The organism is Methylocystis sp. sgz306128, assembly GCF_056032725.1.
The window spans coordinates 315,739-340,391 of the sequence record NZ_JBVYWO010000004.1 but is presented as its reverse complement, the minus strand read 5'-3'; the positions used below and the strand labels follow the sequence as shown (position 1 = coordinate 340,391).

Genomic DNA, 24,653 nt, shown 5'->3' with positions numbered 1-24,653 from the left:
TTTCGCCGTCATCACGAGGTAACATCACAGTGTCGTGATTAATCGGCCCTTTACCATTGGAGTGCATTCTACATGACAACAGGCGATGGATCTGCCCAGCATCTGGCGAGCCGGAAAAGTATCAATAAGACAGGCTTAAAAGGGCATTGGTTCATGAGCGATTGTTGTGTAACGGGTTGGCGTGCGTTTCAATGATGGTTCGTATCTCTCAAATCAAGGGCATTGATGCCCGCTTCGGTTCGCTGGCCTGCATTGGCATTTTAGGTTTATTTGCCGCTGGCTGCTCTCAGGATCAACGTCATTTTGCTGCTGCGGGAAACAAGTTCCCGCAAAGCATTTACGGCCCGGCCAGTCCGCGCGTCGTGGCTGATGGCGAGCCTGTGCCCAAAGGAGGCGGGACCTATCTGGTTGGAAAGCCTTATACTGTAGCAGGGCATACTTACTATCCTTCAGAAAAGCCGAGTTATACCGCCGTAGGGCTTGCGTCGTGGTATGGTTCGGACTTCCACGGGCGCAAAACCGCCAACGGGGAAGTGTTTGATTCGGATTCAATATCTGCAGCGCACCCGACAATGCCCTTGCCGAGCTATGCGCGTGTAACGAACTTGCGCAATCATCGCTCGATCATCGTCCGCGTGAATGATCGCGGTCCTTATCACGGCCATCGTCTGATGGACGTATCAGAAAAGGTCGCCGATGCCCTTGGCTTCCAGCGTATTGGCACAGCTACGGTCAAGGTGGAATATGTCGGGCGGGCAAGTCTGGCTGGTTCCGATGATCGCATGCTCCTCGCATCTCTGCGCACCGATGGACTGCCGGCAACCTTAGGTTCACCATCGTCTGAGCCTGTGATGGTTGCGGAAAATCAGCCTGAGAAGTTGCAGAAACTGGCAGCGCTTGAACCTGCCGCTGAGCAGCAGGCCGAGAGTCAGGCCGCTGCCGAGGCAGCGCCGTTGGTCACCACTGTTGCGCAACCTGCCTTAGCGCCACGGCCTCCATCACGGCCGTTTGATCTTGGTGCTGTGCGAAATGTGATTGCACCACCCGCGCCGCCACCGGCTCCAGTGTTCAGAACCGCAGCAATCGCGACTCCGGCCACCCGCGCCGTTGCTGCGCCTCGAAATGTTCCTTTGCCGCCGGTTTTTGACCACGGTCGTCTGACGGCTCTGTATTATACCGACGAGCTGCCGCCTATCGCGAAATTCGAGAAAAACGGTCCCTTCCGCAAGTTCCAGCCCTGAAATGCTATTTTTCTGACGGCGGCTCTGCAGAACAGATGCGTCGCCGATCAGTGAGCAGGGGCACTCAGGCCTTGGCGGGGTGAACTCGAATTGTTAATGTCATTTCTGACATAGATTCTTCGAGGGCGGGGTCAGTTGAAGATTTTTGCCACTTTTCTGAAGACCAATCTTACGGCTTTGTCCGTAATTTTTTTGTTTCTTGTCCCCGCTTTTGGACAGACCTTTCAATCAGTGGCGCCAACAGCAATTCTCGTCGATTACGACTCTGGCGCAGTGCTCTATGAAAAGGCCGCTGATACTCTGGTTCAACCCGGATCGACCGCAAAATTAATGACGGCCGCGCTGGTTTTTCGCGAGTTGGCGGAAGGCCGGCTTAAGCTTGAAGACACACTGCCCATATCAGAAAACGCATGGCGAAAAGGCGGAGGTCCCTCAGGCGGCGCAAGCATGTTCGCGGTTCTTCATAGCCATGTAAGTGTTGACGATCTTCTGCAAGGCCTGCTCGTGCAGGCAGGCAATGATGCGGCGATTGCGCTGGCAGAGGGTATTGCCGGTTCGGAAGACGCTTTTGCGACCTTGATGACAAGGCGCGCACGCCAGATCGGCATGGAAAAATCAACCTTCAGCAATTCATCAGGTAAGGACGAACCGGATCAACGGGTCACGGCGCGCGAGATGGCGCTGCTGGCTATGCATGTCATTCGGGTCTACCCGCAATACTATCATTATTTCAGCGAGAAAGATTTTACCTGGAACAAGATCCGCCAGACTAACCGAAACCCGTTGCTGCAGATGGACATGGGGGCTGATGGGCTTTTGACCGGAGACACCAAAGACGGCGGCTATGTGTTCATTGGCTCGGCAGTGCAGAACGGGCAACGGCTTATCATCTTCATCGGCGGCCTGAGTTCGATGAATGCGCGCGCAGAAGAAGCGCGCCGGTTGCTTAACTGGGGGTTCAGGAGCTTCGAGCCAAAGGTCTTGTTCAAGGCACAAGACATCGTCGGAACAGCCAAGGTTTTTGGCGGGGCAAAAGGCGATGTTGATCTTAAAACAGCCAGTGATGTGCGGATTCTGGTGCCGCGCACCAGTGGCGACAGAATAAGCGGAAAAATTGTTTATAAGGGACCACTGGTTGCGCCAGTTCAGCCAGAGCAGGAAATTGGCTCCCTGCAACTCTATCGGGGCGCCAAGCTTGTTTCCGAGACGCCCTTATTGACAGCGGAACCTGTCGCAGTTGGCACCATGTCGCAACGCGCGCTGGATTCCGGTCTCGAATTAATTCTGGATATATTTCGTCAATTGATCCAGAAAGGCAAAGGATCAGGCAGCGGATAGACCAGTGACAGGGCGTTTTATCACTTTTGAGGGCGGGGAGGGGACGGGCAAGTCAACCCAGATCAAGCTCCTCGGTCAAAATCTGCGGCGTATCGGCATCAGTGTCATGGAAACGCGCGAACCGGGAGGTTCGGCCGGAGCAGAAGCTGTGCGGCAGGTCATTCTTTCCGGTGCAGCCAAGCATCTGGGGCCATTCACCGAAACACTTTTGTTTTGTGCCGCACGCATCGACCATATCGAACAAAGGATAAAACCTGCGTTGGAAAGCGGCCAGTGGGTCTTATGTGATCGCTTTTCCGATTCTACCCGCGCCTATCAGGGCGTCATGGGTCAGGTGGAACCCAGCGTTATTCAGGCATTGGAGCGGGTAACCCTGCACGGCATCTATCCGTCTTTGACGATCGTACTTGACCTCCCTGCGGAGATGGGGCTGGAACGAGCCGGGCTGCGTCGGGGAAATGTTTCCGCCGCGGACCGGTTCGAGGCCGAGGATCTCGATTTTCATCGCGCCCTGCGCAAAGCCTTTCTGGACATTGCCAATGCCGAGCCGCAACGCTGCATCGTTGTGAGTGGCGATGGCGATCCCCAGGTCATAGCGGAGGAAATCTGGTCGGGCGTGCGCGCCCGGTTTGGACTGCCGGAAGATGGAGGCCGCTGATGGCGCGCGTGAGCGATGAAAATGTGCCGGAGAGCGATGCCACGTCCGACGCGCCCCATCCGCGCATGTCCATGCAGTTGTATGGCCATGCTGAGGCCGAACGCGAATTGCTGGATGCCTACAGATCCGACAAATTGCATCATGCCTGGATCATCGGCGGAGAAAAGGGTATCGGCAAGGCAACTCTTGCCTGGCGGTTTGCAAAATTCATTCTGAGCAACCCCGAAAACTCCAGCCGCGCCATTCAGGCCGCCAGAACATTGGCTGTCGCGCCGGATAATCCCGCCGTTCAGCGCATACAGGCATTGGGTCACGGAGATGTCCATGTCTTGCGGCGCGAATGGAACGAAAAGACTAAAAAGCATTACACCGAAATCCGCGCGGAAGACGTACGCGCCGCCGTGCATCTCTTCCAGCAGGCGGCTTCAGAAGGCGGCTATCGCATTGTCATCCTCGACAGCGCTGAAGATCTTAATACCGCCGGGGCCAACAGCCTGCTCAAGATGATCGAGGAGCCGCCGTCCAAATCACTGTTCCTGATCGTGGCGCACAGACCAAATCAAATTCTGCCCACGATACGATCCCGTTGCCGCAAATTGCTGCTGCGCGGTCTGACAGCCGGGGAATGCGTCGCCGCATTGAAAGAATTTTGCGCCACTGTACCGGACGAACAGCTCGAGTCGGCGGCTCGGCTGGCAGGCGGATCGGTGGCGCGCGCGCTAAAACTGCTAAATGCCGACAGCCTCGGTTTTTATCAGCAATTGCATCGGAGTCTTTCGGCGCTTCCCGACGTGAAATGGCGCGATATCCATGCACTGGCCGATGCAATCGCCGGGCGCGCCAATGACGAAACTTTTGAAACCAGTCTGGAAATCATTCAGGACTGGCTCGAGTCACGGCTCGTGCCCGGCGGCAGCAGCGCGCTCTGGCCCTGGGCGGATGTGTGGGCCTCGATCGAAGCGCAAATCCGCGAAACGGAGAGTTACAATCTGGATCGCCGGCCGCTTTTCCTCAACATATTTTCCGAACTGGCAAAAGCTGCACGCATCGCTTGACGAATGGCGTCGGATCGCGGCAAAACCAGCCAGCAATCAACCGGATATTTCATCATGGCGCAGCGCCCAAGCTTTTATCTGACCACGGCCATTCCCTACGCGAATGGTGCTCCGCATATCGGACATGCTTATGAGCGCATTGTCTCGGATGCGATCCAGCGGTTTAAGCGGCTGGACGGATATGAAACCTTGTTTGTCACGGGCATGGACGAACATGGATTAAAAATGCAGCAGACTGCCCAACGCGAGGGGTTGACGCCGCAGGCTTTAGCCGACCGCACTGCCGAGCAATTCGCGAGAATGGGCGAGATGCTCAATGCGCCAACCGACGACATCGTGCGCACAACACAAGCGCGCCATAAAAAGGCGTCTCAGGCGATATGGGAGCGAATGGAAGCCAACGGCGATATTTATCTCGCCAAATATTCTGGCTTTTATTCTGTACGCGACGAAGCCTATTTCGATGAAGGCGAGTTGACCACGCATGCCGACGGCAAAAAATTCGCGCCGACCGGCTCGCCGGTCGAGTGGGTTGAAGAGGAGAGTTACTTTTTTCGTCTCTCAGCCTATGCGGAACGGCTGCTTGCGCATTACGAGGCGCATCCGGAGTTTGTCACGCCGGATCATTATCGCAATGAAATTGTCGCCTTCGTCAAACGCGGGTTAAAAGACCTCTCGATCAGCCGCACAACATTCGACTGGGGCGTGCCGGTTCCAAAGGATCCGAAACACGTGATGTATGTCTGGGTGGATGCCCTGACGAATTACATCACCGCAACCGGATTTGCAGATGGAAATCCGCGCAATCATTTCTGGCCGGCGGATGTTCATGTCATCGGTAAGGACATTACGCGATTCCATGCGATTTATTGGCCTGCATTCCTGATGTCGGCGCAATTGCCTGTGCCCAGGCAGATCGTCGTCCATGGCTTTTTGTTCAACAAGGGCGAGAAAATGTCGAAATCCGTCGGCAATGTCATCGACCCGTTCACGCTGGCGGCGCATTACGGCGTCGATCAGATGCGCTATTTCTTTTTGCGCGAGGTTTCCCTCGGGCAGGACGGCAATTATTCTCACGAGGCCATCGTTGCGCGCATCAACGCCGATCTCGCCAATGATCTCGGCAATCTTGCGCAGAGATCGCTGTCGATGATCGCCAAGAACTGCGGCGGCAAGATGCCCGCCTGCGGCGCGCTGACACCTGCCGATCAGCAAATTCTTGATCTGGCGGATGCTCTGCCCGGCAAGGCCCGGCTGCTGATGCAGGAGTTCGCGCTTCACCTTATCCTTGCGGAAATATGGCAGGTCGTTGCTGAGGCGAACCGCTATTTTGCCGGCGAGGAGCCCTGGCGTCTGAGCAAAACAGATCCGGCGCGCCGGGACACCGTGCTTTATGTCACGGCAGAAGTACTGCGCAATATTGCATTGATGGCCCAGCCTTTCATTCCCGCGTCGGCAGGCAAGCTGCTCGATCTGCTTGGAGTGCCGGAAGCAGAGCGACAGTTTGATCGGGCAGGGGCGGCCGGGCGGTGCGTCAGCGGCCAGGAATTACCCGCGCCGAGCGGCATATTTCCGCGCTATGTTGAAGAAGTCGTGGCTTGAAATGCTGATTGACAGTCATTGCCATCTCGATTTCCCGGATTTTGCCGATACGGCTGCCGTGCTGGAACGGGCGCGGACGGCTGGCGTCGGACGCGTAATCACCATTTCGACCGAGGTTCGACATTACGATATCTATCGCACTCTGGCTGAAGCGCATGAAAACGTCTTCTTCACCATAGGCACCCATCCCAATCATGTGAACGAGGAGCCAGATGCTGCTGTTGAGCAGCTGGTTGCGCTGGCATCTCACCCCAAATGCGTCGGAGTTGGCGAGGCGGGGCTCGATTATCATTATGACAAAGCCCCGCGTGATCTCGCCGCCACCGTGCTGCGCAGGCACATCACGGCAGCGCGCATAACGCGGTTGCCGCTTGTCATTCATTCTCGCGATGCTGACGAAGATATGGCGGCTATACTCGAGGACGAGATGGGGAAGGGGGCTTTCCCTGCCCTTTTGCATTGCTTCACTTCCTCAAGGGCTCTGGCCGAAACCGGCCTTCGTCTGGGGCTGTATGTTTCCTTTTCAGGCGTGCTGACATTCAAAAATTCAACGGATTTGCGGGACATCGCCCGCGATGTGCCTCTCGATCGTCTGCTCGTTGAAACGGATGCGCCCTATCTCGCGCCGACGCCGTATCGCGGCAAGCGCAACGAACCGGCCTATGTCGTGGAAACGGCGAGAGTTCTGGCGCAGGTGAAGGATGTCAGCTTTGACAGGATTGTTGAGGTCACGACGTCTAATGTATTAAGATTATTCAATAAAATCGAATCTTTCGAGGCGCGCAAATCATGACCACGCGCTTCACAATCTTAGGCTGCGGCTCATCTGGCGGTGTGCCGCGCATCGGCAAGGATGGTTGGGGCGCCTGCGATCCAGCCGAGCCGAAAAACCGGCGGCGGCGCTGCTCAATGTTGGTTCAAAAAATTACCGGAGATTCAACAACCTCCGTGCTGGTGGACATGGCGCCGGATCTGCGTGCGCAATTGCTGGATGTAGCGCTTGAAGCGCTCGACGGCATATTGCTGACGCATCCGCATGCGGATCATATCCATGGCATTGATGATGTGCGGCCTCTGGTGCAGCATATGCGCCGCCGCGTCGATGTGCATATGGACGATGCTACATCGCGCATCGTAACCAACGCTTTTTCCTATATTTTTCGAACTCCTGCCGGCAGCCTTTATCCGCCCTTGCTGAATGAAAAGCGCATAAAGCCCGGAGAATATTGCGAAATTGACGGAGATGGCGGAGTTGTTTCGGCCATGCCGTTTACCGTCAATCACGGCGAGATCGACGCTTTGGGTTTTCGTTTCCACAACGTGGCCTATCTGCCGGACGTAAAGACCATTCCGGATGAAAGCGTGCCGTATCTCGAAAATCTCGATCTGTGGATCATCGATGCCTTACGTTATGCGCCGCATCCGTCGCATTTCAATTTTGACGACGCAATGCATTGGATCGAGCGCATGAAGCCGCGGCGGGCCATATTGACCAATTTGCATACGGATCTCGACTATAAGGCCTTGCGCAGAATTCTGCCCGATCATGTTGCGCCAGCCTATGATGGAATGGTGATCGAAGTCGATTGACGCCTAAAGCCAGCTACTGCGAACCACCGACATTGCAGGCCAGCTCTGTAGCCGTTTCGTAAAGACCTTGTTTGCCGCAGCCTGCATGATCCGGTCATTTTAGTTCCATAATATATCTTATGCGAATTTCATACACACATTCCCCGTCTGTTTGGCGAGGAATTGCTGGGGCGGCTTTGAAAATTGTCAAGTTCTGGCCAAGGAATGGGCTAGCCATGAACCCCTGATGCCTGCTATATGTAGGCTGCACATTTGGGTATGTGCCAGCGGCGACGGCGAATGGGTCGAATTTGGTGAGTGGAGATTTGAAGGCATCATGAGCAAGGGAAAAGAATTTCGCGGTCAGCGTAAGCGTGGTTTTGATGATGATGGGCCGATGCCCTTCGATATGCCACCAGCTTTCGGATCGCGCCCGGCGCGTCCCGCGAGTTTTGGACAGGACTCTGTTTCATCCGGCCCGCCCGTCGACGCAACCGTAAAATGGTTCAAAGCTGACAAGGGTTTTGGTTTCGTTGAGCTTGGCAATGGTCAGGGCGACGCGTTCCTTCACATTGGCGCGCTGCAGTCTGCTGGCCATGAAGCCGTGCCCTCGGGCGCCAAGCTGCGTGTTCAGGTTGGCCAGGGCGCCAAGGGCCTGCAGGTGACAAAGGTTCTGGAAGTAGATCTTTCGACCGCAACACCTGAGCGTCCCCGCTCCTTTGGCGACCGGCCGTCGTTTGGCGGCGGTGATCGCGGCGGCTTTGGTGGTGGCGGACGCCCGCAACGGCACGTGCCGGATGCATCGAGCGCCGTTGAAGTCCAAGGAACGGTCAAATGGTTTGACGAAGCCAAGGGTTTTGGTTTTGTTGCCAATAATGCCGGCGGAAAGGACGTTTTCGTCCATATTTCCACATTGGGCGCTGCCGGGCTTCGTTCCCTCGCAGAAGGTCAGGCTGTGACCATGAAGGTTGTCGACACCCCTAAGGGTCGTGAGGCACTTTCCATTTCCGCTGACTGATCAAAAGCACCCATAATGTTTCAGGCCGGGGCCAAGCTCCGGCCTTTTTTATTGGAGCGATTATGAAGCCCTCCTCCGACATTCAGCGCCTTCTCGAAATCATGCGTGCATTGCGCACTCCGGTAACTGGGTGCCCCTGGGATCTTCAGCAAAATTTCGCTTCCATTGCGCCCTATGCGATTGAGGAAGCCTATGAGGTCGTTGATGCCATCGAGCGAAACGACATGCTCGATCTGCGCGATGAACTTGGAGATCTCCTGTTACAGGTGGTTTTTCACGCGCAAATGGCACAGGAAGAAGGTTTGTTCGATTTTGGCGACGTGGTTCATGCAATTTGCGCAAAAATGATCCGCCGTCACCCGCATGTCTTCGAAGCACAAACGGTCGCTTCCACCGAGAGTGTCAAGCAGAACTGGTCTGCGATCAAGGCTGTTGAAAAGCAGCAGCGGGCTGCTGAACGCGCTGCTGCCGGCCTGTCGAACGAGAAAGCACTCTCCGTGCTCGACGGCGTGCCCGTTGCCCTGCCCGGTTTAACGCGCGCCGTGAAATTGCAGGAACTGGCCGGCAAGGTTGGCTTTGACTGGAACGATCCGCGCGCGGTGCTCGCAAAAATTCGCGAGGAATTGGATGAAGTGGAAGATGCGCTGACGCGTGAGGCAAATGACGAACTGGCCGGCGAACTGGGCGACGTGCTGTTTGCTGTGGCCAATCTGGGCCGCCATCTCAAAGTGGACCCAGAAAGCGCGCTTCGATTGACCAATCAAAAGTTCCTCAGCCGGTTTCATTTCATCGAGACCGAACTTAAGGCTCAGGGACGATCCATCGATGGCGCCAGCCTCGATGAGATGGAAGATCTCTGGAACAAAGCCAAACGCCAAAAATAAAACCGGGGCAGTGTCCCTGCCCCGGCATTTATCCTGTCTGATCAGTGCCGCCAGTTATTGCGGCAGCTTATCGTCGATGCCCTGCACATACCAGTTCATGCTGAGGATATCGCTGTCTTTAAGGACTTCACCAGCCTTGGCGGCAACTGTGCCGTCCTGCTTGACGATCGGACCCTGGAACGGATTAAGCTTTCCGGAAGCAATGTCGGCCTGAGTGGCTTCAGCCATCTTCTTCACGTCATCAGGCATATTGGTATAGGGCGCCATGACGACAAAATTTTCCTTCATGCCGCCCCACGTATCTTCCGACTTCCAGGTACCGTTCAGGACGGCCTTGGCCCGGGCGATATAGTATGGGCCCCAATTATCCTCGATAGCAGTCAGTTGGCCTTTTGGCGCGTATTTGATCATGTCAGATGCCTGACCAAAGGCATACTTGCCGGCCTTTTCAGCTTCCTGCAACGGAGCCGGGCTATCGGTGTGCTGCGTGATGATATCTGCGCCCTGCGCCAGCAGCGCTTTTGCGGCATCGGCTTCCTTGCCCGGATCAAACCATGTATTCGCCCAGACAATCTTGATCTTCACATTCGGATTGACCGATTTTGCGCCCAGATAAAAGGCGTTGATGCCTGACACAACTTCCGGAATCGGGAAGGACGCGACATAGCCGATGACGTTCGACTTGGTCATTTTTCCGGCAATCTGCCCAATGACATAGCGGCCTTCATGGAACTTTGCCGAATAGGTGGCCAGATTGGCGGCACGCTTATATCCGGTATTATGTTCGAATTTCACATTTGGATATTTCTTTGCAACTTTCAGCGTCGGCTCCATGAAGCCGAACGAGCAGGTGAAAATCAGCTTGTTGCCGGCGCGTGCCAATTGTTCGATGGCGCGCTCGGAATCAGCTTCCGGAACATTTTCGATATAGGTGGTTTCAACCTGATCGCCGAGGGCTTTTTGCAGCGCCTGCCGACCCAGTTCGTGCTGATACGTAAAGCCATGATCGCCTATCGGGCCGACATAGACAAAGCCGACCTTCAATTTTTCCGCGGCCAGCGCCGCGCTGGACAGGCCCGCTGCAAATGCAACGGCCGTGGCCAATTTCGCAAGTTTAAACATTCGTTCTCCCTCCAGATCTGCGCGACAAAATCAGGCATTCATTCAGCCCTGAAATCTTCAACCATGCGTCGCCCAAGGCTAAAGTATGCGAAGCAATTCTCATTCCGCAAGAGCGTCCCGCCAAAGCCATTCAGCGGTCCGCGATAAAAGATGTCCCCAGAGCTGCGGGGGCCGCCGCGCCGCGCCTGTCCCGGATCGAAAGAATGACCAGAGCGGCAATGGTGGCCAGATAGGGCAGCGAAGAGAGCACCTGCCCCGGCAACCCTACCCCCAAGGCTTGCAAATGCAATTCCAGCATGGTTGCGCCGCCAAACAGCAACGCGCCCCAGACAACCCGCCAAGGCTTCCAGGACGCAAAAACCACCAGAGCCAGCGCAATCCATCCCCGTCCGGCCGTCATCCCCGGCGACCAGAACGGCGTATCCGCCAAAGGCAGAAAGGCACCCGCCAGCCCCGCGCATCCACCGCCAAAAACTATGGCGAGAATACGGATCCGCCGTACAGGCACACCCAGCGCATGGGCCGAACCGTGGCTCTCGCCCACGGCCCGCAGGGTCAGGCCCGCCCGCGTGCGGAAGACGAACCAGTTGACCGCAATAACCAGCAGAATGGCGCTGTAAACAAAGGCATCCTCGCCAAACACCAGCTTGCCTACGAGCGGCAGATCGGAAAGTCCCGGAATATGCAGCGTGGGTGCGCTGTCACGCTTTTGTCCGACATACGCCGCACCGATAAGACTGGACAGCCCTCCCCCCAGAATAGTGAGCGCCAGCCCTGTCGCCACCTGATTAGTGGCCAATCCGATGGCAAGAAATGCAAAGACGAGCGAGAGGATCATGCCTGCCGCAATTCCCGCAAGCGCACCCAGAAGTGTTGAGTCAGTGCTGAAAGCAACCGCGAAACCAACCGCAGCGCCCACAAGCATCATGCCTTCAACGCCAAGGTTCAGGACACCAGCCTTTTCCGTCACCAGTTCACCTATGCCAGCGATGAGAAGCGGCGTCGCCGAACTGACGATTGTGATAAGAACAAGCTCGATCAGATGCATATTCATAACCGCCTCCCAAGCCTGAACCGGAGCGAATAGCGTGTTGAAACATCAGCCGCCAGAACGCACATCAGCAAAATACCCTGAAATACCCGCGTGAGATCCTGCGGAATATGCATCGTGACCTGAGCAAATTCTCCGCCGATATAGGTCAGCGCCAGAACCAGCCCCGCGATCAAAATGCCGAACGGCGAGAGTCGGCCCAGAAAGGCGACAATAATGGCTGTGAAGCCATAGCCGGGGGAAATCGACGGCTGCAACTGACCGATCTGGCCCGAAACCTCAACGATGCCCGCCAGACCTGCCAAGCCGCCGGAGATCGCAAAGACCGCATAGGTCAATTGACGATCGCTGAATCCGGAAAAAAGCGCCGCCTTTGGCGCGCTGCCAACAAGCCGCACGCGATAGCCAAAAATTGTCCGTGCAAAGATGAATGCGGCAATCACCACCGTGAGCAGGGCGAGAATCGCACCAAAGTGCAGCCGGCCGGAACTGAACAGCAACGGCAGAGTGGCTTCAGGATCGAACTGGACAGATTGCGGAAAATTATAGCCCTTCGGGTCGCGCCACGGGCCGCGCACCAGATAATCCAAAATGAGCTGCGCGACATAGACCAGCATCAGGCTTGTCAGAATTTCGGAAACGCCAAGACGCACCCGCAGAAAGGCTGGAATCATGGCATAGATCATGCCGCCAAGCGCCCCCACGATCATCATCGCCGGCAATATCCACCAGGAACCGAAAGTACCCTGCCCGGCGCCGCCATTGGTGAGAATGCCAATCCCGCCACCCAGTGTGCCGCCGATGATGAACTGGCCCTCCGCACCAATGTTCCAGATATTCGCCCGATAGCAGAACGACAGGCCGATCGCGATCAGCACAAGCGGCGTCGCCTTCACGCCCAATTCCTGCAGATCGGTGGAATTGGTCAAAGGCGAGAGAAAATAGACATCGAACGCTTCAAGGGGCGACTTTCCCAGCACAAAGACCGCGATTCCGCCAAGAATGAGAGCAAAAATCAGCGCCACGATGGGAGAAATGATTTCGCGAAGCCGCGAGACGGACTGCCTTGGTTCCAGATCAATGTGCATGTGCAGCCGCTCCCGAATTCTCGCCATGCGCCAAGGGTGAATGTGCGGCCATCAGCAGCCCAATTTCCTCGCGGCTTGTTTCTCTTGCGTCACATGGCTGCGACAGATGCCCATGATTGAGAACAGCCAGCCTGTCGGATATTTCGAACAGTTCATCCAGATCCTGACTGATCACGATGACTGCAGCCCCTTTCCCGGCAAGATCGATCAGAGCTTGACGGATGGCGGCAGCTGCAGCGGCATCGACGCCCCATGTCGGCTGATTGACGACAAGAATATCGGGCTGCAGCCAAATTTCCCTGCCAACCACAAATTTCTGCAAATTGCCGCCCGAGAGCGTCCGCGCCGCCGGATCCGGCCCAGATTTTCGTACGTCAAAGGATTTGATCACTTCCGCCGATATGTTTCTGGCCCGATCAGGCTGCAAAAGGCCGTGCTGGACCACCTGCCCGAGTGCATGATGCGTCAGGATGACATTATCGGAGAGAGAAAAATCCGGCGCGGCAGCATGGCCATTGCGCTCTTCCGGCACGAAGGCCGCATTCATCCTGCGCCGTTCCGTGACGCCAGACTGGCCACAGGCCTGCCCATCAATTTCGATCGCGTCATTTCGACCGGCCAATGTCTCCCCCGAAAGCGCCGCGAACAACTCGGATTGGCCATTGCCAGCGATACCTGCAATACCAAGCACTTCCCCGGCGCGCACCTCCAGACGAATATCCTTCAGATCCGTGCCATGAAGTTCGGGCGAATCCAGTGAAAGACCTGCAAGCTTGATGCGGACCGGGCCGATCCTGCGATCCGTCGGCGGACGTATATCGGCGATATGCGTTCCCACCATCAGATTTGCCATGGACCGGGCACTTTCAGCCCGCGGATTGCATGTGCCGACCACCTTGCCAAGACGCAGGATAGTTGCCCTGTCGCAAAGACGCTTCACCTCATCCAGCTTATGCGAAATGTAAAGCAGCGCCCTGCCCTCGGATTTCAGTTGTTCAAGCGTAACAAAGAGCTGATCTGCTTCCTGAGGCGTGAGAACGGATGTCGGTTCATCAAGAATCAGCAATTTCGGATTCTGCAACAGACAGCGCACGATTTCGATGCGTTGACGTTCGCCCGCCGAAAGGCTCCAAACCGGACGATCAGCTTCAAGCTCAATTCCATATTTTTTGGAAACGCCCGCGATCATGTCCGGCACATCGGTCAGCTTGACCGAACGCGGCAGCACCAGCGCAATATTGTCTGAGACACTCAGGTTGTCGAACAGCGAAAAATGCTGAAACACCATGCCTATGCCGAGACTGCGGGCCTGTTCGGGATTATCGAGAGAGATCGGTTTTCCGTCCCAGTAGATATGCCCACTTGTCGGAGTCAGCAAACCATAAAGTATTTTCACCAATGTGGACTTGCCGGCGCCATTCTCTCCCAGCAGAGCATGGACTTCACCCGAATGAAGTTCGAGGTTGATAGTGTCATTTGCTGTGAAAGAACCAAACTTTTTGGTGATATTCTCAACGCGTATCAATGCGTGCGACGATTTGCCCAAGTGGTTCTGGTCGATGGTAATGTCCGTCATGTCATCGCGCCCCCGCCATACTGCCGGATTTTGATCTTATCCTGCTCTTTTCTAGGCGCTACACTAAATCTTATGCAAGCAGGCCAAACATTCCGCCCGCCGGGCGGAATGTTTTTCAACCAAAAAATGAAAATGACTAGGGCAACAATACGGTGGAAGCGGTCGTCAAGCGGCTCTCAAGCGCCTGATGGGCCGCTGCCGCGTCCTGCAAGGCAAAGCGCGAATGCACATCGATAGCGATCACGCCGCTTTCAATGGCTGAAATGACCGCGCCTGCGCAGCGCTCCAGACTCTCGCGGGTCGCAGTGTAGGTGTTGAGCGTCGGGCGGGTCATGTACAAGGAACCCTTCTGCGACAAGATCAGAGGGCTGAACGCCTCAATGGGCCCGGAGGCATTGCCGTAAGTCACAAACAATCCCAGCGGACGAATGCAATCAAGCGACGCAGGGAAAGTTGCCCGGCCGATGCCGTCATAAACGACATCACATTTCTTGCCATTCGTGATCTCGATAACGCGGCTGACGAAATCTTCCTCATTATACAGGATGACGTCTTTCGCCCCGGCCTCAAGCGCCATCTGCGCCTTCTCACGGGAGCCGACAGTGCCGATCACATGCGCACCCAAGGCCTTGCCCCACCTGCAGAGCAGCTGTCCAACGCCACCGGCTGCCGCATGCACGAGGATGGTGTCGCCCGCTTTGACCTTGTAGGTGTCATGGAGCAGGTAATAGGCCGTCATGCCCTTGAGCATCATGGCAGCGCCCGTCTCGTACGAAATGGACTTTGGAATTTTTATCAGATGCTTTGGGTCTATGTTTCGCACCTCGCTATATGCGCCGAGCGGCGCAACATAGGCGACACGGTCGCCCGTCTGGAAGCCTTTGACCTCGCTGCCGACATCGATGATCTCGCCTGCGCCTTCATTGCCCGGAGTGAACGGAAATTGCGGCGCCGGATAAACACCGTTGCGAAAATAAACGTCGATAAAATTGATCCCTATCGCATGATGCCTGACGCGCACCTCATGCGGCTGCAAGGGCATAAGTTCGGCATCTTCCCAGCGCATAACCTCCGGACCGCCGGTTTCATAGATCTTTATGGCTTTCATGGTGCTTCCCCGATTTAAATCTTCGATCCGATAGTGGCTTTCACCAGCCAGAAGTAGACTGGATATGGCAGCATGCGGAGAAATTTCAAAGTCCAGGACAGGCGTCGCGGAAATGTAATTTCGAATCCGCCTTTTGCAAAACCATCGCAGATGCGGATGGCCGCCTCGTCGAGTTCCACAAGAAACGGCATCGGAAAGTCATTCTTGTCGGTCAGCGGCGTCCGCACGAAACCGGGATTGACCACTTGTAACGTGATACCGTGGCGATCCAGCGAAAACTTCAGGCTTTCACACATGTTGATCAGCGCGGCCTTCGTCGCCCCATAGGCAATGGCGCGCGGCAGGCCGACATAACCGGCGACAGAGGCATTAACCGCGAGTTGTCCCCGTCCGCGGGCCTTCATCATCGGCAAGAGATGTTCAAGGCAATTGACGGTGCCATCAATATTGATGCTGAACGTCTCCCGAAACCCCTGTCCGCCGAAAGCATCCACATTGTCAGGCATGTACGTGCCGACATTGAGAAATGCGAGATTGATCGGACCGTGCTCCGCTTCTATCGAGCGCACCAATTCGCCCATACCGGCCCTGTCGGTAACATCGCCGCAAGCGGGTATAATGCGGCCAGCAAATTTTCCGGCCTCGGCAGACAATTCATCCAGCAGGCTCTGCCGCCGCGCTGTTGCCACCACGCTGAAGCCGCGCCGTGCAAGTTCAAGGGCTACCGCTCTGCCAATTCCGGTGCTGGCGCCAGTCACCCAGGCCAACCCGTCCTGTGGTCTTGCCCGATAAGCGCTCATGGCTTAGCGCTTCCGGTAGCCACCGGCAGATCAGGCCGCGATCCCCATTCGGCCCAGGATCCATCATATATGCCGGCAACATGACGCCCCGTTTCTTCGATGGCCAGAGCCAATATGGCCGCGCTGACGCCAGAACCGCAGGACGTGACGATGGGCTTTGCAAGATCGACACCCGATGCTGCAAATGCCTGCTCGATTTCCGCTCTGGGTTTAAGTTGACCGTTTTCAACAATCTGCCCGAACGGGAGGTTGAAACTTCCCGGAATATGCCCTGAGCGAACGCCCGGCCTCGGCTCCGGCGCCTCTCCGCGAAAACGATCAGCCGGACGCGCGTCCACGATCTGCGCGCTGCCTTCATTAAGTATCCGCCGGATATCGTCCACCCGGGCAATGGCACCGTGGTCAAGACGGGGGGTGAAGCTGCGATGTTTGTGGACCGCGGGTCCCGACTGGGTAGCGCGGCCCTCGGCCAGCCATTTAGGTAATCCGCCCGCCAGAATCTTGACGTCTCTGGCGCCGAATGTTCGCAGCATCCACCACACGCGCGGCGCGGAAAACAGTCCGCTCTGATCATAGACGATGAATTGCATGCCATCACCCAACCCGAGCTTGCCCATGGCTTCGGCAAATTGCACCGGTTGCGGCATCATATGCGGCAATCCCGTCGATAGATCCGCAATTTCATCGATATTGAAAAACACAGCACCCGGAATATGTGCTGCGAGATATTCCGCCTTCGCATCGCGCTTGAGCGGCGGCAAATGCCATGAACCGTCTATGATCGCTATGTCAGGTGCGCCAAGATGGGCTTCCAGCCACTCGGTTGAGACAAAATTTTCCGGAGCCGGACGCTGTGCCATTTGGATGATCTCCCCGATATCTGGACCTGCATATCAATCACATTGCGGCAGTTAACCGGTGATCTCTTGCTTTTACTGTTTCTACCACGACTCGGATTTAAGAAAACATCTCGAAAATTGCAAAAATTCGATCGTTTTCAGACAAAGGTTCGTCACAACATTGAATTAGGATGCAGGAAATATCCACCGAGGTTTTGTAGATGAGCCCGCCGCAGACCGATCATTCGCAAGGAACTGCAGTTGCTGGCCTGTTTCTTCTTACACTCGTTGCCGCTATCGCCGCATTCGTTATCCGCTTTGGGTGAGCCGGATCCGGATACGGCGATTTTGCTTGCCCTTCTTTTCAATGTCGGTGATTTCCGCCCGGCCTATTTCCGCAGTTCCGGCGACATGGGTTCCTCCGCAGGGCTGAAGATCGAGTCCGACGATTTCCACCAGACGCACCTTGCCCGTTCCCATTGGCGGCTTGACCGACATGGTCTTGACCAGTCCCGGATTGGCCAATAATTCTTCGTCCGATATCCAGCGCGTACGCACCTGCGCGTTAGTGGCGATCAGCGCATTGAGTTTGTCGGTTATCTCCTGCTTGTCCAGCCCGGCTTCAGGGATATCGAAATCAAGCCGCCCCTCATCCTCTGAGACAGCGCCGCCAGTCACGGGATAAGGCAATACGGCAGTGAGAAGATGTAACGCCGTGTGTGCGCGCATGCGGGCATAGCGTCTGGCCCAGTCGATCGCGATATGCACCTCGTCGCCGGGGATGAGTTTTGCTTCCGCATGTTCGGTCATGTGCCAGATCGCTTGCCGGTCGGCGGAATATTGCGTGTTCTGAACCGTCAGCACATCTCCGGACATCGTTGTGATTGAGCCGCTGTCGCCGGGCTGCCCCCCGCCCTGCGCGTAGAAAATGGTTCTGTCGAGCACAACAGCACCATTGCCTTCAATTGCGACCACGCGGGCTTTCACCTCTCGCATGTAGGCATCTTCGATGAACAGCTTTGTTGTCACGCGAACACGTCCCGATGATCTGCGGGCTGGCGCTCAAGCCAGCCCGGCACCGGCAATTGCTTGGAACGCAGGAAAGCCGGATTAAACAGCTTGGACGCATAGCGCATGCCGCCATCGCACAGAATTGTTACGATTGTATGGCCCGGCCCCAGCTTTTTGGCGAGGTGAATTGCGCCAGCGACGTTAATGCCGGATGAGCCGCCGAGCAGCAACCCTTCATGTTCCGCCAGATCGAAGACGATGCTCACGGCTTCCTGATCGTTGATCTGAAAGGCGGCATCGGGGCGGAATCCCGACAAATTTTCCGTAATACGCCCCTGACCTATGCCTTCTGTGATCGAAGACCCCTCAGCTTTCAGCACGCCTTGCGTGTAAAAGCTGTAAAGTGCGGCACCCATCGGATCAGCAAGGCCGATCTGAATTTCCGCGTTGAAGGATTTGAGCGACATGCCAACGCCTGCAAGCGTGCCTCCCGAGCCTACGGCGCAGATGAAACCGTCAACCTTGCCCTCGGTTTGCGTCCATATTTCCGGCCCGGTGGTGTCGATATGGGCCTGACGATTCGCCACATTGTCGAATTGATTGGCCCAGACAGCGCCTTTCGGATCGGTCCTAGCCAGTTTCTCAGCCAGACGCCCGGAAAATTTAACGTAATTGTTCGGATTGGCATAAGGAACAGCCGGCACCTCGATGAGTTCAGCGCCCTGCGTGCGGATGAGATCCTTCTTTTCCTGCGCCTGTGTATCAGGAATGACAATGACAGCGCGAAACCCCATGGCTCTGGCCACCATTGCGAGCCCTATGCCGGTGTTCCCAGCTGTGCCCTCGACAATCGTGCCGCCCGGACGCAATTCACCGGTCTTGATGGCATGCTGGATGATGCCCAGAGCAGCCCTGTCCTTGACCGAGCCACCGGGGTTCATGAATTCTGCTTTGCCCAGAATGGTGCAGCCAGTGAGCTCGGAAGCCGCGCGGAGTTTGATCAGCGGCGTATTGCCGATGGCTTCAATGACGGTTTTTGCATAAGTCATCATCAATCCTCTGTCTGAGCCAAGATTAATGACTCAGGCACCTGCCGACAAGCAAGCTTTTTAATTCTATAATTTTGATAGAAAGATTTTGTGCAAAGGTGAGACGATTTTTGTTGCACTGCGATTGCCAAAGCAGTGAAATGCTAGTGTTCCCAGTGAGTCCCGCCCATGCCCAATTCCCGTCCCGCCGCTGAATCCGGCGATCATGATTCATTTGTGCCGCAGAGCTTTTCCGTTCTGCGCAAGGGTTACTCGATAAACGCCTTAAAAGCCGACTTTTCTGCCGGTCTCACCGTCGCTATCGTCGCGCTGCCTTTATCGATGGCCATAGCCATAGCCTCCGGCGCGCAGCCGGTGCAAGGTCTGATCACGGCGGTGGTCGGCGGATTGATTATTTCCCTGTTCGGCGGCAGCCGATATCAGATCGGCGGACCGGCCGGTGCATTTATCGTGCTGGTGGCCAGCACCATTGCCACGGTCGGATTTGGCGGATTTCTGACGGCGACCATGATCGCAGGCCTGACTTTGCTAGTCATCGGCGTTTTGCGATTGGGCAGTCTCATCAAATTCATTCCTCACTCCGTTATCGTCGGATTTTCCGCCGGCATTGCCGTTATCATCGGCGCGAGCCAACTGAAAGACTTTTTCGGGTTGAATATCGCCCATGAACCGGGGCCATTTTTTGAGAAACTTTCTGCCTTGTGGGGCGTCAGAAATACGCTGTCGTTCAGCGCCTCGGCTCTGGCCATTTTCTCGGTGGTGCTGATCGCCATGCTGAGAAAATATCGCCCTCATTGGCCTGCCTTTCTCATCGTCGTGGTGATAACAGGACTGGGCGCACTGGTGCTGCATCTGCCCGTCGATACGATCGGAACACGTTTCGGCGGCATTCCCTCGTCATTACCAGCGCCGCAATGGCCGGATCTGCGCTGGCACACGATCACCACGGTATTTCCGGCCGGGCTGACCATTGCCCTGCTGGGCGGCATCGAATCCCTGCTCTCCGCCGTCGTTGCTGACGCCATGGCCGGAACGCGGCACAGACCCAATGCTGAAATTGTCGCGCAGGGCCTGGCAAATATCGGTGCAGCCATGTTTGGCGGCATTTGCGCCACCGGCACCATTGCCCGCACAGCCACGAATATCCGCGCCCACGCAGTGACACCGCTCGCTGGCGTATATCACAGCATATTCGTGCTTTTGTTCATTCTTATCGCCGCACCGCTCGCAAGCTACATTCCGCTTCCCTCGCTCGCTGCCATTCTTATGATTGTGGTCTGGAACATGGCGGATCGCCATGAATTTGTGAAAATATTGCGTCACGACTGGCAGGATTCGCTGGTGTTGCTCGCGACATTTCTCCTGACAGTCTTCATCGATCTTCCCACCGGTATTGGTGCGGGAACCCTGCTGGGCGCGATCATATTCATGTATCGGTCGGCGCAGAATACACATGTCAACACAAACGAGTTGACCGATACCGCGCCGGCCATTGCCTTGCAGGGAACCCTGTTCACCGGAACCGCCGCAGAAATTCATGAAGCGCTCGCCAGAATCGAGCCGCCCGGACCGCATCTTGTCGTCAGAATGGAGCACGTGTTGTTCGTCGATGCCAGCATCAACCCCGTGCTGACAACATTCATGTTGCGGATGAAGCGCCTCGGCACGTCAATCAGCTTCGCAAATGCGCCGCCCGCCATAGCCCACACATTGCAGCGCAATGGGCTGCCTGCCGAGCTATTTGTGGGATGATGGCGGAATCGAATAAGTGCCGACTGCATGCGCGACGAGAGTTTCGCTGCTTTCGGCATATATGTGCGCGTCGCCGATGGCCAACCGCTTGCCGAGCTTGAGCAAAGTGCAATCGGCCACGATCGGCTCGGGACCCGGCTTGTTCAGAAAATTGATCGTCATATTGGTGGTGACGGCAAGACCGACAGGGCCGATATGCGCCAGAATGGCTATGTAAACGCCGACATCGGCCAAGGTGAACATGGTCGGCCCGGAAATTGTGCCGCCGGGACGCAGGCTGCTGGCGCGGAAAGGCGCCCGCACACGGCATCTGCCCGCTGAAACCGAGAGGATTTCAACGTCCGCGGGATTCTGTAGGTCGCCGCTGCCTTGAGGGCCGGCATAGCGGATCTGAGGAAAGGCCTCATGAAGAAATGCGAGCAATTCTTCAATGTTCATAACAGGTGAAAAAGTCTGCACGTCCTATTCCACGGTCACTGATTTGGCGAGGTTGCGTGGCTGATCCACGTCCTTGCCCATAAATACAGCCGTATAATAAGCCAGCATCTGCACCGGCACAGCATAGACGATAGGCGCAAAATCCGCAGGCATGTCCGGCAGAACGAAACTGGCCTCAAGTGTCAGCCCGGATTCGATAACCCCGCGCTGGTCGCCAATGAAAATAATCCGCCCTCCGCGCGCAGCAACCTCCTGCATGTTGGATACAGTCTTTTCGAAAACGGCATCATGCGGCGCGATGACGATAACCGGCATCGTCTCGTCGATAAGTGCGATGGGGCCGTGCTTGAGTTCACCTGCCGGATAGCCCTCAGCGTGGATATAGGACAATTCCTTGAGCTTGAGCGCGCCCTCCAGCGCCAAAGGATAGGACGTGCCCCGACCCAGATAAAGCACATCATGGGATTTTGCGAGATGATGGGAAATCTGCTGCAGGCTTTGCTCGCGTTTGATCGCCTCAGCCATAAGCCCCGGCACAGCCATCAGGCGCGAGACAAGTTCGCGCTCCTTTGTCTCGTCGATATGGCCGCGCATTTTGCCAAAGGCCAGAGCCAGACAGGCGAGCACCGTAAGCTGGCAGGTGAAAGCCTTGGTCGAGGCGACGCCGATCTCGGGACCGGCCAGTGTCGGCGCGACCAGATCGCTTTCCCGGGCGATAGTTGACGAGGCAACATTGACCACCGAAAGAACGTGCTGGTCCTGTGCCTTGGCGTAACGCAGACCGGCCAGCGTATCCGCCGTCTCGCCGGACTGGGAAATGACGATCATCAGGCCACCCGCCTCCATCGGCGCTTCGCGGTAGCGAAACTCGGAGGCTACATCGATCTCGACATTGATGCGGGCGTAGCGCTCCAGCCAATATTTGGCGACGAGGCCCGCATAGCTTGCAGTGCCGCAGGCACAAATAGTGATCCGCGACACTTTGCGTATGTCGAAGGGAAGGTCAAACGGCAGCCGGATGGAGCCATCGGCCATATCCAGATAATGTGCCAGTGTGCGGCCGACGACTTCCGGCTGCTCGTGGATCTCCTTGGCCATAAAGTGCCGGTAATTGCCTTTGTCGATCATGAAGGCGCCGGCCTGAGACCGCTGCTTGGCGCGATTGACGCGGCGATTGGCGGAATCGCGAAATTCTGCGGAAGTGCGGGTGAGAATCACCCAGTCCCCGTCTTCGAGATAGGTGATCTGATCGGTGAAGGGTGCCAGCGCAAGGGCATCCGACCCGAGATACATCTCGCCGTCGCCATATCCAACGGCCAGAGGCGCGCCCTGCCGGGCTCCGATAAGCAGGTCATCCTCGCCTTCAAACAGAAAACCCAGCGCGAAAGCACCACGCAGGCGGGTCAGAGTTTCCGCCACCGCGTCGACCGGGCCTTTACCCCGCCTGATCGCATCGCTCACAAGATGTGCGACCACTTCCGTATCGGTTTCTGTAGTGAAGACGAAACCCTTGCCTGCGAGTTCTTCCCGCAATTCACGAAAATTCTCGATAATGCCATTATGCACAACCGCGACATGCTCATTGGCATGGGGATGCGCGTTCGCTTCAGTCGGTTTGCCGTGGGTAGCCCAGCGCGTATGGCCTATGCCGGAATGGCCAAGCAGCGGTTCGGCATTCAGGCGACCTTCAAGATTTTTCAGCTTGCCCTGCGCCCGGCAGCGATGAATATGCCCTGCCTCGAGCGTGGCAACACCGGCCGAGTCATATCCTCGATATTCAAGCCGCTTGAGCGCTTCCACAAGTTGGGGAGCAACCGCTTCATGGCCGAGAATGCCAACAATTCCACACATGATATTTCCTGCTGAACGAGCCTTGAGCGAATTTAATGTTTATTTCGATTTTTTTGAGGCCCTGAATTCGGTGGCCCAGCCGGCCTTCTCGACCTGACGACCTCGCCCGAGGGCCAGAGCATTGGGCGGGACATCTGCCGTGATTACGGAACCAGAACCGACATAGGCTCCTTCGCCAATGGAAACTGGCGCCACCAGCGCGGAATTTGATCCGATGAAGGCCTGCGCGCCGATGATTGTCCTGAACTTAGAAAAACCGTCATAATTACACGTGATTGTTCCTGCGCCTATATTGGCCTTCGCACCGATCTCCGCGTCGCCAATATAGCTCAGATGATTAACTTTCGCGCCCTCGGCAATCAGCGCAGCCTTGGTCTCGACGAAATTACCGATTTTGGCGCCAGCACCAATGCGGCTTCCGGGGCGAATTCTTGCAAACGGGCCGATATGCGCGCCCGACGCGATTTCCGCGCCCTCGATATGCGAATTCGCGTGAACCGTGACGCCTTCGCTGATTTTTACGCCTCTGCCAAAAAAGACGTTGGGCTCCAGAAGCACGTCGCGGGCAAGCTCCGTGTCATGGGCAAAATAAACCGTTTCGGGCGCCAGCATCGTCACCCCTTCCAGCATCCATTTTTGCCGCGCGCGATCTTGATATAAACGCTCGGCAATCGCCAATTGGCTGCGATCATTAACCCCCATAACTTCGCGTTCATCGGCGATGACAACCTGAGCGCTCAGGCCCTGTTCCGCTGCGAGAGCCACCGCATCGGTAAGGTAAAATTCCTGCTGTGCATTGGCGTTGGAAATCGTCTGGAGGATGCCCAGAATTTTGTCGCCCGCAAATCCCATCCAGCCGGCATTGCACAGGCGGACGTCACGTTCGGCCAAAGTGGCATCCTTGTGCTCGCGTATGGCAACGAGCCTGTCGTCCTGCATGATCAGCCGGCCATAGCCGGTCGGATCAGCGGCGACAAATCCCAGCACAGTGAGATCAGAACCATTGGTGAGCACGTCGGCCATTCGTCCCAATGTCGCTCCTGTCACGAGCGGCGTATCGCCAAAGGCGATGAAAACCTCGTCATAATTGCCAGAAAGAAGCGGAGCCGCGCATAAAGCTGCATGTGCCGTGCCCAGACGCTGGGTCTGTGTGAAAACAGATACATTGGCTGAATGCGTCCTGACGACCGCCTCAACATCCGGCCTGCCGGGGCCAATGACGACCGCTATATCGCAATCTGCCTCGCGGGCCGTGTCCATGACATGAAGCACCAGTGCGCGCGCGCCGATTTCATGCAGCACTTTCGGCTGCGAGGAACGCATCCGCGTTCCCTCTCCGGCGGCCAGAATAACAGCCAGCCGCCGACGCGGGTTCTGGGGCGATGAGGAATTGGGCATTTCTGTCTGATCTGTCTTTGTGTGGGATGAGAACTATGCTGCAAACTGACATCCACTTAAACCAGTGGCAACCTTTGCACCATGAAAACCCCGCATTCAACCGCAATAATTTGCATGAGCGCCGAAAAAACGTCGCGCAATTTTGGTGCATTGCGCTATAGAAAGGGTGGGAGTGGAATCTGTCATAATTGATAAGAATGACACG

The 24,653-nt window shown here is 56.2% G+C and carries 22 protein-coding genes; 10 read left to right on the top strand and 12 right to left on the bottom strand.

The annotated features are described in order from the left end of the window. The first annotated feature begins 191 nt into the window (after positions 1–191). The 9 genes from AC0N03_RS09415 (at position 192) to mazG (ending at position 9,365) form a co-directional block, all read left to right on the top strand. Positions 192–1,241, top strand: coding sequence for a septal ring lytic transglycosylase RlpA family protein (locus AC0N03_RS09415; RefSeq protein WP_474288435.1), 1,050 nt, complete (start codon positions 192–194; stop codon positions 1,239–1,241). Between the two features lie 141 nt (positions 1,242–1,382). Continuing rightward, positions 1,383–2,579 (top strand): D-alanyl-D-alanine carboxypeptidase family protein, encoded by a 1,197-nt coding sequence (locus AC0N03_RS09410; protein WP_474288482.1) that lies wholly within the window; start codon positions 1,383–1,385, stop codon positions 2,577–2,579. 4 nt (positions 2,580–2,583) lie between these two features. Further along, positions 2,584–3,237 carry a dTMP kinase gene (gene tmk / locus AC0N03_RS09405; protein ID WP_474288433.1) on the top strand — a complete coding sequence of 218 codons (654 nt, stop codon included), beginning with the start codon at positions 2,584–2,586 and terminating at the stop codon, positions 3,235–3,237. After that, a complete protein-coding gene (locus AC0N03_RS09400; RefSeq protein WP_474288432.1) occupies positions 3,237–4,292 on the top strand; it encodes a DNA polymerase III subunit delta' in 1,056 nt (351 codons plus the stop codon). The genes tmk and AC0N03_RS09400 overlap by 1 nt, the downstream gene beginning before the upstream one ends. 54 nt (positions 4,293–4,346) lie before the next feature. Continuing rightward, positions 4,347–5,894: a methionine--tRNA ligase gene (gene metG / locus AC0N03_RS09395; protein WP_474288481.1), complete on the top strand. Its 1,548-nt coding sequence runs from the start codon at positions 4,347–4,349 to the stop codon at positions 5,892–5,894. 1 nt (position 5,895) lies between these two features. Further along, positions 5,896–6,687 (top strand): TatD family hydrolase, encoded by a 792-nt coding sequence (locus AC0N03_RS09390; RefSeq protein WP_474288430.1) that lies wholly within the window; start codon positions 5,896–5,898, stop codon positions 6,685–6,687. Next, positions 6,684–7,484: an MBL fold metallo-hydrolase gene (locus AC0N03_RS09385; RefSeq protein ID WP_474288429.1), complete on the top strand. Its 801-nt coding sequence runs from the start codon at positions 6,684–6,686 to the stop codon at positions 7,482–7,484. Before AC0N03_RS09390 ends, AC0N03_RS09385 begins: the two co-directional genes overlap by 4 nt. Before the next feature lie 316 nt (positions 7,485–7,800). Beyond that, complete coding sequence (locus tag AC0N03_RS09380) at positions 7,801–8,481, top strand: cold-shock protein (RefSeq protein ID WP_474288427.1); 681 nt, start codon at positions 7,801–7,803, stop codon at positions 8,479–8,481. Between the two features lie 62 nt (positions 8,482–8,543). Further along, positions 8,544–9,365 (top strand): nucleoside triphosphate pyrophosphohydrolase, encoded by an 822-nt coding sequence (mazG, locus tag AC0N03_RS09375; RefSeq protein WP_474288426.1) that lies wholly within the window; start codon positions 8,544–8,546, stop codon positions 9,363–9,365. A 54-nt stretch (positions 9,366–9,419) separates the two neighbouring features. Here the strand turns inward: mazG and AC0N03_RS09370 are convergent, their stop codons facing one another. The 9 genes from AC0N03_RS09370 to AC0N03_RS09330 all read right to left on the bottom strand — a co-directional run bounded on the left by AC0N03_RS09370 (position 9,420) and on the right by AC0N03_RS09330 (position 19,009). Beyond that, the gene (locus tag AC0N03_RS09370; protein WP_474288425.1) at positions 9,420–10,487 is read right to left on the bottom strand and encodes a BMP family ABC transporter substrate-binding protein; all 1,068 of its coding nucleotides are present in this window, start codon (positions 10,485–10,487) and stop codon (positions 9,420–9,422) included. Between the two features lie 130 nt (positions 10,488–10,617). Next, positions 10,618–11,541 (bottom strand): ABC transporter permease, encoded by a 924-nt coding sequence (locus tag AC0N03_RS09365; RefSeq protein WP_474288424.1) that lies wholly within the window; start codon positions 11,539–11,541, stop codon positions 10,618–10,620. Beyond that, positions 11,538–12,626, bottom strand: coding sequence for an ABC transporter permease (locus tag AC0N03_RS09360; RefSeq protein WP_474288423.1), 1,089 nt, complete (start codon positions 12,624–12,626; stop codon positions 11,538–11,540). Before AC0N03_RS09360 ends, AC0N03_RS09365 begins: the two co-directional genes overlap by 4 nt. Further along, positions 12,616–14,202, bottom strand: coding sequence for an ABC transporter ATP-binding protein (locus AC0N03_RS09355; protein ID WP_474288422.1), 1,587 nt, complete (start codon positions 14,200–14,202; stop codon positions 12,616–12,618). Before AC0N03_RS09355 ends, AC0N03_RS09360 begins: the two co-directional genes overlap by 11 nt. 136 nt (positions 14,203–14,338) lie before the next feature. Beyond that, a complete protein-coding gene (locus AC0N03_RS09350) occupies positions 14,339–15,310 on the bottom strand; it encodes a quinone oxidoreductase family protein (RefSeq protein WP_474288421.1) in 972 nt (323 codons plus the stop codon). Between the two features lie 14 nt (positions 15,311–15,324). Beyond that, entirely contained in the window at positions 15,325–16,110 is a 786-nt protein-coding gene (locus tag AC0N03_RS09345; RefSeq protein WP_474288419.1) for an SDR family NAD(P)-dependent oxidoreductase, read from the bottom strand. After that, positions 16,107–16,970, bottom strand: coding sequence for a 3-mercaptopyruvate sulfurtransferase (gene sseA / locus AC0N03_RS09340; protein WP_474288418.1), 864 nt, complete (start codon positions 16,968–16,970; stop codon positions 16,107–16,109). Before sseA ends, AC0N03_RS09345 begins: the two co-directional genes overlap by 4 nt. Positions 16,971–17,258: 288 nt before the next feature. After that, on the bottom strand, positions 17,259–17,978 hold the full coding sequence (locus AC0N03_RS09335) for an alanyl-tRNA editing protein (protein WP_474288417.1): 720 nt from the start codon (positions 17,976–17,978) through the stop codon (positions 17,259–17,261). After that, a complete protein-coding gene (locus AC0N03_RS09330) occupies positions 17,975–19,009 on the bottom strand; it encodes a cysteine synthase A (RefSeq protein WP_474288416.1) in 1,035 nt (344 codons plus the stop codon). Before AC0N03_RS09330 ends, AC0N03_RS09335 begins: the two co-directional genes overlap by 4 nt. Before the next feature lie 168 nt (positions 19,010–19,177). Between AC0N03_RS09330 and AC0N03_RS09325 the strand changes: the two genes are divergently transcribed. Continuing rightward, on the top strand, positions 19,178–20,761 hold the full coding sequence (locus AC0N03_RS09325) for a SulP family inorganic anion transporter (protein ID WP_474288415.1): 1,584 nt from the start codon (positions 19,178–19,180) through the stop codon (positions 20,759–20,761). Here AC0N03_RS09325 and AC0N03_RS09320 read toward each other — a convergent pair. The 3 genes from AC0N03_RS09320 to glmU are packed head-to-tail and all read right to left on the bottom strand — an operon-like array spanning position 20,747 to position 24,448. Beyond that, positions 20,747–21,199, bottom strand: a complete 453-nt coding sequence (locus tag AC0N03_RS09320; RefSeq protein WP_474288480.1) for a PaaI family thioesterase — start codon at positions 21,197–21,199, stop codon at positions 20,747–20,749. The genes AC0N03_RS09325 and AC0N03_RS09320 overlap by 15 nt on opposite strands. Before the next feature lie 24 nt (positions 21,200–21,223). Continuing rightward, positions 21,224–23,050 carry a glutamine--fructose-6-phosphate transaminase (isomerizing) gene (glmS, locus tag AC0N03_RS09315; protein WP_474288413.1) on the bottom strand — a complete coding sequence of 609 codons (1,827 nt, stop codon included), beginning with the start codon at positions 23,048–23,050 and terminating at the stop codon, positions 21,224–21,226. 39 nt (positions 23,051–23,089) lie between these two features. Next, a complete protein-coding gene (gene glmU, locus AC0N03_RS09310) occupies positions 23,090–24,448 on the bottom strand; it encodes a bifunctional UDP-N-acetylglucosamine diphosphorylase/glucosamine-1-phosphate N-acetyltransferase GlmU (protein WP_474288412.1) in 1,359 nt (452 codons plus the stop codon). Between the last annotated feature and the right edge of the window lie 205 nt (positions 24,449–24,653).

Excerpts from the sequence above, each read along its gene's own strand:
- AC0N03_RS09415 (WP_474288435.1), top strand. The coding sequence starts at position 192 with ATGATGGTTCGTATCTCTCAAATCAAGGGCATTGATGCCCGCTTCGGT.
- AC0N03_RS09400 (WP_474288432.1), top strand. The coding sequence starts at position 3,237 with ATGGCGCGCGTGAGCGATGAAAATGTGCCGGAGAGCGATGCCACGTCC.
- metG (WP_474288481.1), top strand. The coding sequence starts at position 4,347 with ATGGCGCAGCGCCCAAGCTTTTATCTGACCACGGCCATTCCCTACGCG.
- AC0N03_RS09390 (WP_474288430.1), top strand. The coding sequence starts at position 5,896 with ATGCTGATTGACAGTCATTGCCATCTCGATTTCCCGGATTTTGCCGAT.
- AC0N03_RS09385 (WP_474288429.1), top strand. The coding sequence starts at position 6,684 with ATGACCACGCGCTTCACAATCTTAGGCTGCGGCTCATCTGGCGGTGTG.
- AC0N03_RS09380 (WP_474288427.1), top strand. The coding sequence starts at position 7,801 with ATGAGCAAGGGAAAAGAATTTCGCGGTCAGCGTAAGCGTGGTTTTGAT.
- mazG (WP_474288426.1), top strand. The coding sequence starts at position 8,544 with ATGAAGCCCTCCTCCGACATTCAGCGCCTTCTCGAAATCATGCGTGCA.
- AC0N03_RS09370 (WP_474288425.1), bottom strand. The coding sequence starts at position 10,487 with ATGTTTAAACTTGCGAAATTGGCCACGGCCGTTGCATTTGCAGCGGGC.
- AC0N03_RS09365 (WP_474288424.1), bottom strand. The coding sequence starts at position 11,541 with ATGAATATGCATCTGATCGAGCTTGTTCTTATCACAATCGTCAGTTCG.
- AC0N03_RS09360 (WP_474288423.1), bottom strand. The coding sequence starts at position 12,626 with ATGCACATTGATCTGGAACCAAGGCAGTCCGTCTCGCGGCTTCGCGAA.
- AC0N03_RS09355 (WP_474288422.1), bottom strand. The coding sequence starts at position 14,202 with ATGACGGACATTACCATCGACCAGAACCACTTGGGCAAATCGTCGCAC.
- AC0N03_RS09350 (WP_474288421.1), bottom strand. The coding sequence starts at position 15,310 with ATGAAAGCCATAAAGATCTATGAAACCGGCGGTCCGGAGGTTATGCGC.
- AC0N03_RS09345 (WP_474288419.1), bottom strand. The coding sequence starts at position 16,110 with ATGAGCGCTTATCGGGCAAGACCACAGGACGGGTTGGCCTGGGTGACT.
- sseA (WP_474288418.1), bottom strand. The coding sequence starts at position 16,970 with ATGGCACAGCGTCCGGCTCCGGAAAATTTTGTCTCAACCGAGTGGCTG.
- AC0N03_RS09330 (WP_474288416.1), bottom strand. The coding sequence starts at position 19,009 with ATGACTTATGCAAAAACCGTCATTGAAGCCATCGGCAATACGCCGCTG.
- AC0N03_RS09325 (WP_474288415.1), top strand. The coding sequence starts at position 19,178 with ATGCCCAATTCCCGTCCCGCCGCTGAATCCGGCGATCATGATTCATTT.
- AC0N03_RS09320 (WP_474288480.1), bottom strand. The coding sequence starts at position 21,199 with ATGAACATTGAAGAATTGCTCGCATTTCTTCATGAGGCCTTTCCTCAG.
- glmS (WP_474288413.1), bottom strand. The coding sequence starts at position 23,050 with ATGTGTGGAATTGTTGGCATTCTCGGCCATGAAGCGGTTGCTCCCCAA.
- glmU (WP_474288412.1), bottom strand. The coding sequence starts at position 24,448 with ATGCCCAATTCCTCATCGCCCCAGAACCCGCGTCGGCGGCTGGCTGTT.